This is a genomic window from Candidatus Uabimicrobium amorphum (genome assembly GCF_009002475.1).
Lineage (GTDB): Bacteria > Planctomycetota > Uabimicrobiia > Uabimicrobiales > Uabimicrobiaceae > Uabimicrobium > Uabimicrobium amorphum.
On sequence record NZ_AP019860.1, the window covers coordinates 3,136,102 to 3,148,152 of the forward strand.

Sequence of the window (12,051 nt, forward strand, 5' to 3'; positions counted from 1 at the left end):
CTCACTTTTCATTTAAGATTTGGAATTTTTTCCCATCCATGCTTTGTCCTTTTACGGAAAAAATACCGAGAATGGTGGGTGCTAAGTCTTGTAAGTGAATATTTTGTCTGGACACTTTATGATTACACATAAAAACTCCAGGAACTAAACGAGGGTCAACACTACAATGGTCACCGCTCCATTTCGATTTATTTGGTTCAACAATCGTATTCGGCACACCACCAAGCGATGTTTGCCACGAAACGCGGTATCCATCGGCAAAACCAATAACAATGTCTGCTGCTTCGTGCGAGTACGGGCCGATAAACACTTTTTCTTGCATAAAAACTTCATTCACTACTTTTTCACCGCGGAACGTAAAGCTCTTCAACTTCCGTCCTATTTCCTCACGCAATTTATAATAATCATCCTGGTTCACAACACCTTGTGGTTCACGATTTTGCAAATTAATAAATATTTTCCCCAAGCCTATGGCATAAGCTGTTGTGCGTTTCCAGTCGATATCTTGCAACAGACGCGAGCGCTCAAATAAGTCTCTCACCTGCATATTACTACGCTCTTTGTCATCTTTTAAAAACAAGTAACCATTTTTTTGTAACCATGTGTTTACGTTTACTTGCCAACGAAATGATTTAAATCCATGATCAGAGACAACAAGTAGAATGTCATTTTTGTTGAGTTTGTTGTGCGCAATTCCAATGATGCGATCCATCTCTTTATAAACATCCAAGAGTTTGTGTTCGAGATTTGGTTCGTGTAGGGGATGTTTTTCATCGATAAAACGCCAATACATATGACTAGCGCGGTCTGTAAAATAAAAGACAGCCACCAGCAAATCTTGCTTTTGCTTTAGGGTATGTTGGAAAATTTTCTCGCGACTGTGTAAAATGTTTTGCAAATCTTGCTGAAAAGCTCTTTCAGATATCGCTTCGTCTTTCAAAGCATTTGTTGCCGACGCCCAACCCAAAGTAGGGTACATCCCCACACGCTTTTCTACCTCACTTGCAAAACTTCGCGGATGAGAAAGTTTTACATTTGGCGGTAAATTTCTTGGTGAAAACTGTATAGGTGTCACGTATAAATTGACCTCTTCTTCTAACGAAGAAACATATATGCGAATGGCACCATGAAGCGAAATAGCTAGCGTCATATCAAAACGTAGAAAGAACCACTCACTCCACTGTCCTTTCTTAACAACTTGCTTGTTGTTTTGAATGACAATCTCCACCTCATTGTTAGAAATTTTTCTTGCCTTCATGGGTAATTTCAAATGTAATTTCTGCCGCACTTGCGAAATGCGATTGCGGACTTGGGAGAGAAGATTTATATCTTTGTTCTTTTTTGCGCGAAGGTCTTGTTCTTTTTTTCGTAGTTCGCGATACTCTTCATGGGCAAGCAAATTCTTTGGTCCGTTGAGAACGCCATTGTATACGTTGTTTTTCCATACAAGAGGTCGATACCATCCCCCCGTCTCAGTGCTGTGAACTTTGCGACTTTCACTACTATACACCACCCAAGTGCCGTTGGTGCCTAACGCATCAGGTACGCCAAAACCGCATAAAAGATGCCCACAAGCCACTTTTTCAGCAGGAAAAGCAATTGGAGCCATAATCACATCGGTTTTAATATTATTTTCTCCCGTTCGCGTCCAAAAGGAAGTTCCTTGTTTTAAGGGAACAGCACGGGGTATTTTTTGCGGGATAAGATAACCGCTAATGTAAAAGCACAGTAAACCCAGTGAAGTAGCTATTACCAACGAAATGAGTTTCCCCCATTTTTTGCGACGCAAAAAAATAAAAAGAATGATGTAAACAACAACGACGAGAACGGCCCCTAACATAATTTTTTGCCATAACGTTAAAAAAAGCGTATCTTCTGCTTTGGCCACAGCATACTGTGGCTTATATTCACCAATACTTCTTTTTAAAAAACCAAAAATGCGATGTTTTCCTGGGTTATTTCCGGTTGCAAAAGTCGCCCAAGCAACAGGTGAATGCGATGGATTTGTAGTGGTCAAAGAAGTTAAGGTGCCCTGCTGCTGTAATTTTTGAATGTTGGGCAAATGTTCTATCCACTTTTCAATGAGCTGAGGGTCTGCACCATCGAAGCCAAGGACAATCACTCGTGGTTTGGCAAAAAACTCGCTAACAATTACAAACATCATGATAAATATTAAAACTGTATACCGCATAATTTTTCCTTTGTGATTAGGTATATCATCATGCAAAATTTATTTTGTTGGTTATTACTCAACACGCCCTAAATAAAAAACGGAAAACTTAAAAATCAAACCCTGTACATGACATAAATTTTCGTTGTGGTCGCCCTGTAAATGTAGTATTATTAAAAACAATAGGCTTATTTAACAATTTACGGATTATAACACAAGAGTAATTTGAGGTGCAAGAATGGTTGGGATAGAACAAAAAATAAAGCAACGCTTGATAACGGAAGGTTTTGTAGATGACGCAGGCCTTCAAGAATGCTTTGGAATTCAAAAGTTTTGCAATGATTTAGGAATGGAACTTTCATTGCACGAAATCATCATTCACAAATTTCCAAAACATTTTTTCAGCCGGCAAAACTATCTAGAAATATTAATCCATATTCTAGAAACCCCTGAGATTTCAAAACTAATAGACCCTTGCACCCTTGAACTAGGTGAAAATTGCGAAAATATTTTCACAAGTCACAAAGCCGAGGACACAGAACTACATAAAAGTTTGCTTGCAAACGGTGTGGTATTTCCCAAAAGCTATACAAACGTATTGAAGAATAGTGAGTTGCGTTCACTGGTAGAGCTAAAAATCCGTCGTAATAATTTAGACAAATGGGATATCAATATATCTAACCTACTGCAAACGGTAAAAAACAAACAACTTATGCCTCTAAATAGTACTCTTCAAAAGTTGTGCGGAAAAACGATTCCCTTTGAAACCATAGAGAAAGCACAAAATTTACAAAAAAAAGTCGCACAGCAAATGTCTTTACCGCTCATCCATGTCCTAGTAAAGAAATATAAAATAGAGCCTTACTTATTACATGCCATATTAATTTCGCAAGCACGTATTGAGAGCGATAAAATTGAACTGTGGTTGGGTGGCAATTTTATTTCAAGTCACAATATTAATGCCGCGACAAAAAAACAATTTCTAACGGCACAAAAAACATTGACCGAATTTCTCGAAACTTCATTCGTGATGCATTCTTTGGGTTTTCGCTTGGAAAAAGAAGTTGTTGTTGTCGAAAATATCCAAAAATACGCCTTGCCTAACGAGTGGAATAAAGCAATAAATAATCGTAAACAACTCGCGCAAAAAAAGTTTCCTTTTTCGCTGTTGAAGATTGTTGCGTTTACAAACGTTGTTTCCGAGGGCAAAATATTTTTTGAAATACTGAAAAACATTTACAATGTACCAGAAAAACAAGCAAAAACTTTTGTAAACACCGTATACAGCGAAGATGTGGATGAAAAAATAGAGGAAGCACCTCCTCTTATGAATATCTCTTTATCATCCAATTCCAGTAACGATCAAATGGGTTATCTAAACAAAACAATGTCACTAGACAATCTAAGCCCACGACGTAACAAACGCGTACACAAAACCGCTTCGCGTTCCGGCCAATTACAGGACTTGAATAAGACTATTTCACGCACAGGCTCTTTAAAAGGAAGCAATACGGCAAACGCGGACATGCAATCATTGGACAAAACCATTTCGCGCACTGGTCCTCTCAAGGGCAGTGCAAGCGCGCCTGATTCAAATATGCAATCGCTAGATAAGACGATCACGCGGTCATCAGCGGCGGAAAGAATACGTCAAAGAGTACTCAAAGCGCAGCAAAAGAAAGAGGATTTAACGGTTCTTGCTGTGGAGGGACACTTAGAAGAAGATTCTATACAAACCATTCAAGCAAAAATATCCAAATACTCCCTTATGGTGCGGGCAGCTTTAAAGAAGGAATATTTGACGGAAGAAATGGTGATCGATGCTGCCATCCTACAGGGTGACAATTCATCTTCTCACTACGGTGCTAAAGTCGTAGACATTTTACACGCAGAAAACCACCTCAACCAAGAACAATACGATGAATTGATCAACGGTGTTCTCGAAGATGCCGAAGCGAAACTACCCATACTTTCAAAAAATATGGACTTAAAAATCAGCAACGAACTCATTAACCACAACATGGTAACGAGAGAACAAGTTCAAAAAGTGCTTCGTGTACAACGTATTTTGCAGCATATGTTTATCTCAAAATCCGTAGATAGTTTACTAACACAAATGAAAATAGCTCCTGCAGACATTGTTGAGCCTGTCGTTGCCAAAATAAAACAATCTTTGCGTAAATCCGTATCTGATCAAGAAATGCAACTATCGAATGAGCCTATAAAATCAACAGCGCAAAAAAGCACACAGTATTCGGTAGGCCTTGTGGTAGGAGTTGTCTTACTTTTTGGGTTTTCGTTTTACAATTTTTTCAACTTTTACTACGGTGTCGCCATTGAAAGATCCAGCTCAAAAATTACAAAACAAAATAATCAAAGTAATCAAAATAATAGCCAAAAAAACCAGAACCAAGTGGCGAAAAACAATACAAACACGAATACAAATACGAATACCAACACAAAAGTAAATACGACCAAACCTAAAAAAGACAATGTCAATATCAAAGGTATCGTATTGAAAAAGGATCAACTAAATAAAATCAAAGATCCCAACAAAAACAAGCGCGCTTCAACTCCGATATCGCTGAAAAAAAATCGCATTGAGTTCCTACGACGCAACTCCTCTTATGGTGTTATTGTCTCGTTACTATTCGATATGGAAAAGCCTCCTGGGGCTTACAAGCTCAACATCAAAGTACAATTATATGACGCCTTCAAAAATAAGCCCTACAAACAAGAGTACGGGAAAACGAAAGATGGAAAATGCAATATTATTGTCGGGCCACTGGACAAAACTCTTTGTGCGGGGCTATACTATATCAAAGTATCGATTATTCCTAGCGAGCAAACCAATGGCATTCGTAGGTTTTATCAACTGAAGAAAGCCAAGGAGTGGTGGATTTCTTACTTGCACTCCAAATCCAATCAACCAAAAAATGATATTGCACGCTCACTGGGTACAGAAAAACAACGCATACAACAATTGGCAAAAAAAATATTTAAGCAAAACCAAAGTCTCGAAAGAATGCTAAAACGAAAACCCCAAGAAATTCGACAAATATATCCAGAATGGCATCAAAAATGGCAAGAAAAACAAGATAAAATAAACAAAGAGCTGCAAGTGAAATATTTTATACCTGTTTTTCCCAAAACAGAGCAACAATTAATTGCTCTAGGCGAATATGTAAACACGCAATCACAAACTCTAAATACGTGGGTAACAAGCTTTGATTTATTTCCACCGCAAATCAATCGCTATGAGTGGAAAATTATGTGGAACGAATTCCAACAATATCTCAAACAAGACCAAAAATTACTGAACAATATTATGAGCAAACTATAGAAAGGTATGGAGATGGTTGAACATAAAAACTTTCAAAAGCCTGAAACACGAACAGAAAAAGAACAAGAAATATTTGAAGCACTTCGCGTAGTTCAAGACCCTGAAATATACAAAAGTATTGTGGATTTAGGTTTAGTCTACGGAGTTCACTGCAATGAAGACAATAGTGAAGCGAGAGTTTGCATGACTCTAACTAGCCCAATGTGCCCATTTGGTCCTGTTATTGTAAAGGAAGTGGAAGATATCGTTTCTGCTGCAGAAGGAATACAAAATTCCAAAGTAGACATTGTATGGGAGCCTGCATGGGACCCAAAAACAATGGCAAGTGATGAGATAAAAATGGAGCTAGGTATTTGGTAAATAGGGAAATTTAATGATAAGTAAAGAACTCGAAGAAACATTACAACGAGCGTACAAGGAAGCTTTTGATCGCCGTCATCAAGCAATTACCTTAGAACACTTGCTATATGCAATTACTTTTGAGCCCTATGGCTCAAAGTTGCTAAAAAGCTGTGGTGCCGACATCAAAAAACTACGCAAAGATTTAGAAGGTTTTTTGGAAACCTTTACCCTCAAAGTTTCCAAAAAAGAAGAACCTGATCCTAACTACACGGTAACTGTACAAAAAGTTTTGCAAATTGCAGCGTACAGTGTAGAATCCTCGCGTAAAGCAGAAATAAATAGTGGCAATCTTTTGGTCGCTTTTTTTCATTTTAAGCCGGAAAAATCCCATGCTGTTTATTTTTTGGGTAAACAAAACATAAAACGTCTAGATGTTACGAGATACATCTCTCATGGTATTTCCAAAGTAGATGTAGAAGATGATCTGCAGCCAGCATTACCAGAGGGCTCCGAAGATGAAGACATCGATATGAAGAAAGTCTTCGAACGCTACTGCGTTGACCTAAATCAAAAAGCAAAAGATGGCAAATTAGATCCTCTCATTGGACGCAAACACGAAATCGAACGCATTGTGCATATACTTGCAAGAAGACGCAAGAACAATCCTATATTAGTAGGTGACACCGGCGTGGGAAAAACCGCGATCGTCGAGGGCCTTGCGCTCAAAATTGTCAAGAAGGAAGTTCCCAAAAGTCTTCTTGAGAAGAAAATCTACTCATTGGATATGGGTGGCATTATCGCTGGTACAAAATTTCGCGGACAATTTGAAGAACGACTCAAAGCGATTTTGACCGTACTCAAAAAACAAGAGCATGCCGTATTATTTATTGATGAAATTCATACCATCATTGGTGCGGGAGCAACTTCAGGAGGAAGTCTTGACGCTTCGAATATTTTAAAGCCTTCGCTTGCGAACTCAGAGCTGACCTGTATTGGTTCAACTACCTACCAAGAATACAAATCATATTTTGAAAAAGACCGCGCCTTGACACGCAGATTTCAAAAAGTAGAGGTTCCCGAACCAAGTATCGAAGAGTGCTACTTAATTCTAAAAGGCTTAAAGTCGAGCTACGAAGAATACCACGAAGTTGTGTATAAGGATGAAGCTCTTCGCACAGCAGCAGAACTTTCCGCAAAATATATCAACGATCGTTTTCTCCCCGATAAAGCCATTGATGTTATCGATGAGGTTGGTGCACAAAAAAAACTATTAGATAGCGATGAAAACACCATCATAAAGTTAGATGTGGAAAATATGGTCGCCAAAATGGCAAAAATTCCACCAAATACAGTACAGGTAGACGATCAGAAAAAACTCAAAGACCTCGACAAAGAGCTTAAGAAAGTTGTTTTTGGTCAAGACAATGCTATCGAAGAACTCACTACGGCAATTAAACTTTCGCGGTCCGGTCTTACCGAGCCAAACAAACCAATAGGTAGCTTCTTGTTTACTGGCCCAACAGGTGTTGGAAAAACAGAAATAGCACGCCAGCTTTCTAGCATTATGGGAATAGAACTCGTTCGGTTTGACATGAGTGAGTACATGGAAAAACACACCGTGTCGCGATTAATTGGCGCTCCTCCAGGCTACGTAGGATTTGACCAAGGTGGTCTACTCACAGACGCAGTGCACCGTCACCCACATAGCGTAGTACTTTTAGACGAAATAGAAAAAGCACACATAGATTTGTTTAATATACTACTACAAGTGATGGATCATGCCACCTTAACAGATAACAATGGTCGCAAGTCCGATTTCCGCAATGTAATTCTCATTATGACCACCAACGCAGGTGCCAAGGAAATGAGTAGCGGGGTAATTGGTTTTAATCAGGAAATAGAAACAGCAGAGCTAAGTATGGGAGCAATAGAAAAACTGTTCTCTCCTGAGTTTCGCAACCGCTTGACAAACATCATTCGCTTCAAGTCGCTCACGATTGAACTTGTTGAAAAAATCGTAGACAAGGCCATTAAAGCGCTCAATGATCGTTTGAAAGAAAAAGAGCTGTCTGTTTCTCTAACAAAAGCCGCGAGAACACATCTCGCGAAGAAAGGCTATGAACCAGCCTATGGTGCTCGTCCTATCGAAAAGCTAATTCAAAAAGACATAGCCCAGGTATTGTCAGAAAAAATATTATTTGACAAACTCGCCAAAGATCAAAAAATCACCATTGGTCTAAAGGACGGTGAATTGGATTTTCGTTATAAGTAACTTGCATGTTGATTCTCACGGTATTATCCGTGAGAATCAATGCGACCACTCACAAACCTCCTGTATTACTCAATTACCATACGCCGATGAGTAATTTTGCGTCGTTGAATTCTTTGCTTTTGGGGCAGAGTTATTGTAATAAACAGAATCATGGCGCTTTTTCATGCCTGTTTTTTGGGTAGAGCTACGCGGTGTTTGTTTTCGCGTTGTTGAATTTAAATTCGAATTCGAATATGTTGTATATGGCGCATATGAAGGTTTTGTCTGGCTATACCACCACAATGCACCTAAAAATACAACCGTTGCACATGCCGCGATTAACTTAGGTCGATTTCTCTTCGCCAAAATCTTTTTCTTTGTCCTTCGCCATGTCTTTTTCCACTTTATATTTGTGGATTTCCATTTGCGAGAGGCTCTTCTTTTCATTTTGCGCAATTTTCTTTGTAAATTACTTTTCTTTTTCATGTTGTGCCGTTCCAAACAATTCATATGCAATTAAACTTGTAATTATACCTGGATACAAAGGTTCTATGCCCATAGGGTAAACGGGAAATCCCCCCTGCATGTTAAAAAGACCGATCGCCAACCACACGCACGCACTGATGAACCCACCCCACATAGACATCAAAGCTGCATCCGCACTGCGCTTTGTACCAAAAAAAGTACGCAGCATAGAAACAAGAAGACCACTAAGTCCTATATTACCTAGAGCATACCATAGTTGCGTCACTTTGGGAAGAGCTATTGCCAGTAACGCCGACAGTAGTGCTGTTGCAATAATGGCGACACGCGTTGCGGTGATGATTTGTTTGTCGTTCGCTTCACGATTCAAAAAACGCCAATAGTAATCACGAGAAATGTTCACCGCTGCCACAAACAAGAAGGAATCTGTTGTTGACATAATTGTAGAAACGATTCCGGCGACAAATAGACCTTTCATTGGCGAAGACATCAAATGTTCCGCCATGATCAAATACATATATTTGTGGTCTTGCGGAGATACCGACAACTCTTTAGCATTTAGTGCTGCAAAACCGTACATGGCCGAACCAATTGCCACAATGTCAAAAACTAACCAAAAACCAATACAAATGAGAATCCCACGCCTTGCTGTTTGTGGTGTCTTTGCCGCAGAACACCTTTGGTAAAAATTGGGGTCGACAAACACCCAACATGCAAGACCTGCCCATACTAAAATTACCGAGGTACTCATTCCTCCTGTAATTTGTAATTTTTCTTTTGGCAAGTTATTTTGTAAAAACTCCACTCCTCCCCAAGTGTCGCATGCCAAGTAGAAAAGAACAATAAACGCCAAAAACATCCATATAAATTGAAAAAAATCGGTATATACAACCCCACGAAAACCTGCCAAATAAGTATAGATTATACACAAAGAGGTAGATATAATAATGGAATGTAATAGAGATAAAGGAGAAAAGTAAGCAATGAGAATACCAAGGGACAATAAATAAGGAGCGGGATTTACCATGATATAGGTAAAAATACCTCCGACAAAAGCCACCTTTTTCCCGTAGTTGTTTTCGAGTATATCCGGTATTGTGTAAAAGGGCATATTACGAATTTTTTCAGCTAAAAATAACGCAAAAACCGCATAAATAATATACCAAAATATTCCTTGCACTAGCCATGCACCTAAACCATAATATTCCGTAAACTCACTGATGCCAAATATGCCACCATACCAAGTTGAGACCAAAGTTGCGACAAAGACCGGTAGTGTTAAACGTCTTCCAGCCAACAAGAACTCATTTGTGGTTGTTGTTTTCCTGGTATGCCAAATAGTTATCATGGCAACAATTCCGACATATACAGCTATAACAATCCAGTCGCCCGTTCCTAAAGTCATGTTTTCTCCTTTGATAAACAAAATTTTAAATTTAGCTGTAAATATGTTATAATTCTAGTGGTATAATACCAGCGCTCAATAGGGTGTGTCACCAATTTAATATTGTTTTGGGTCTTGTAAATTCAGAAAACACAGAAAAAACTCACACAGCTAAGTTATGGCTCCAAAAAGTAACAGAGCAAGTGTTTATAAGGGACATAGATAAAAAAAGAGTTAGTATAACCAAGAATACCTACTAAATTTTTATTGATTATGAATACATTTTTCAATATATTTTTCAAGGATAATCACATGTTAAGACTGTTGTGTCTTGTTAGTTTAAGTTGTATTTTTGTAGGTTGCGCGTCTTACCGCGCTTACGAAAAAGATATTTCACGCCCAGCTCACCAACACGTAAAAAAGAAAGACTTAAAAGGTTTAGTTGTTGCGGCAGAAGATTATTCATCGGTAGAAAAATCACAAAAATATTTCGATCGCGACCTACGAGATTATGGTTACCTACCTATATATTTGAGTTTTGCAAACGATTCGGATTACGAGTTTACCGTACGCCAAGATAACATTACATTTTTTTACGAAGACGGCTCTCAAGCAACATTAGTCGGCGCAAAAAGTGTAATAGAAGACACTCAAAATTCTTATGGACGTGCTTTGCTCGGAATACCACTGCTGATTTTCCCCGCCTTCATAATTGGTTCCTCTGTTTCTAGTGCCAACTATGAATTAGAAAAAGATTACAATGCAAAATCATTACGCGATTTTAATATTGTAAAAGGGGAAAAAGTTTTTGGATTTGTATTTTTTAAAATACCGGCAGGAAAAGAACAAGCATCTCTAAGTGATGCTATTTTGAAAGTGAATGTAGTCAAAAAAGCAAAGCAAGGCGAAATGGCAGAAACACTAGAAGGTATCTTATCACTATCTACAGATTAGAGGGAAAAAAATGTACAAGTTGTTAATCTTTGCTGCTTTGTGTATCATTGGATGCTCAAGTGTATCAAAAAAAGCACAAGCAAATTACGACCAAGCAATTAACGAATGGAATGATGGCAACTACAACGATCCGATTATTTTGTTGGAAGAGGCGGTTGCCGATAGCCCAAAATTTTTAGACGCACATTTAAAATTAGCAGAGTATAAAGTATACAGAAGTCAGACACATGGGGCATTGGAAAGTATAGACAAAGCTCTTGCTTTAGATAATAGCATTCCTCAACCATTTATATTAAGAGGAAAAGCTCTTGTACAGCTCGAAGAAAATTTAAAGGCCCAGGGAGAGTACAATAAAGCGTTAAAACTGGAACCATCGACAGAGCAAAAATTTGAAATCTATCTAGGAAAAGCCATTGCAAAAATCAACTTAGGCTTGCACGAGGATGCTCAAACTTACATAGATAAAGCCAAAAAAGTTTCCCCCGATAGCAGACGCATCATTTATTTAAACGCGCTGTTACGCGAAAAAAAAATGGGCCCAAACTCCCTCACAATAAAAGAGTACAAACAAGTACTTGGCCAAGATCCAACAGACACAGACGTCCTTAAAAGTATAGGAGATACCTGGAGACAACTAGATGTTCCTAATAAAGCCATAAAGCATTACAAAGAATATCTTGCCGCAGGTGGTAAATCTCCAGAAGTAAAACAATACCTTGACGAACAAATTCAAATTCGCAAACAACAACAACTTGTAGAACAACAAAAAATAACGGCGGAGCAAGCTCAAATAGAGCTGGAAAGAATAAAAGCTGAGGTAGAAAAAGCCAAAGCGCAGGCAAAACTAGAAGCGCAAAAAGCCTTAGCCGATGCCGAAGCACGAAAAGCAATTGCCGATGCTGAGGCGGAAAAAGCCAAAGCCGAAGCGGAAAAAGCCAAAGCCGAAGCCGAAAATGCTAAGTACCTGAACGATCCGTTGCTAAAAAATACCGGTACATCTACAAAAATACTCACCTGCCCTGTATGCGGCCGCATTTACAAGGACGGGAAACAAAAAACATGCGATTATGACGGGACTCCTCTAATTGATTTGACAGAAGAATAGTTTGTTGTTTGCGGTATTT

Annotated in this window: 8 protein-coding genes; 5 read left to right on the forward strand and 3 right to left on the reverse strand. The window is 38.7% G+C overall.

Features of this window, described 5'->3' with window-relative positions; all coding sequences use genetic code 11:
* Position 1 precedes the first annotated feature (1 nt).
* Complete coding sequence (locus tag UABAM_RS11175; RefSeq protein WP_151968085.1) at positions 2-2,191, reverse strand: alkaline phosphatase family protein; 2,190 nt, start codon at positions 2,189-2,191, stop codon at positions 2-4.
* Positions 2,192-2,408: 217 nt separating this feature from the next.
* On the opposite strand from UABAM_RS11175, the gene UABAM_RS11180 reads away from it, so the two are divergent.
* From UABAM_RS11180 to clpA, 3 genes are read left to right on the forward strand one after another with little or no spacing between them, the layout of a single operon-like run.
* Entirely contained in the window at positions 2,409-5,513 is a 3,105-nt protein-coding gene (locus UABAM_RS11180; RefSeq protein ID WP_151968086.1) for a hypothetical protein, read from the forward strand.
* Between the two features lie 12 nt (positions 5,514-5,525).
* Positions 5,526-5,873 carry a metal-sulfur cluster assembly factor gene (locus tag UABAM_RS11185; protein ID WP_173013248.1) on the forward strand — a complete coding sequence of 116 codons (348 nt, stop codon included), beginning with the start codon at positions 5,526-5,528 and terminating at the stop codon, positions 5,871-5,873.
* Between the two features lie 13 nt (positions 5,874-5,886).
* A complete protein-coding gene (clpA, locus tag UABAM_RS11190) occupies positions 5,887-8,127 on the forward strand; it encodes an ATP-dependent Clp protease ATP-binding subunit ClpA (protein ID WP_151968088.1) in 2,241 nt (746 codons plus the stop codon).
* 69 nt (positions 8,128-8,196) lie between these two features.
* On the opposite strand, the gene UABAM_RS11195 is transcribed toward clpA, so the two are convergent.
* Positions 8,197-8,592, reverse strand: coding sequence for a hypothetical protein (locus UABAM_RS11195; RefSeq protein WP_151968089.1), 396 nt, complete (start codon positions 8,590-8,592; stop codon positions 8,197-8,199).
* A complete protein-coding gene (locus UABAM_RS11200) occupies positions 8,576-9,994 on the reverse strand; it encodes a sodium:solute symporter family protein (RefSeq protein ID WP_151968090.1) in 1,419 nt (472 codons plus the stop codon). Before UABAM_RS11200 ends, UABAM_RS11195 begins: the two co-directional genes overlap by 17 nt.
* Before the next feature lie 291 nt (positions 9,995-10,285).
* Here UABAM_RS11200 and UABAM_RS11205 point away from each other — a divergent pair, with 291 nt between their 5' ends.
* Positions 10,286-10,927 carry a hypothetical protein gene (locus UABAM_RS11205; RefSeq protein WP_151968091.1) on the forward strand — a complete coding sequence of 214 codons (642 nt, stop codon included), beginning with the start codon at positions 10,286-10,288 and terminating at the stop codon, positions 10,925-10,927.
* Positions 10,928-10,937: 10 nt separating this feature from the next.
* The gene (locus UABAM_RS11210; RefSeq protein WP_151968092.1) at positions 10,938-12,032 is read left to right on the forward strand and encodes a hypothetical protein; all 1,095 of its coding nucleotides are present in this window, start codon (positions 10,938-10,940) and stop codon (positions 12,030-12,032) included.
* Positions 12,033-12,051: the final 19 nt, after the last annotated feature.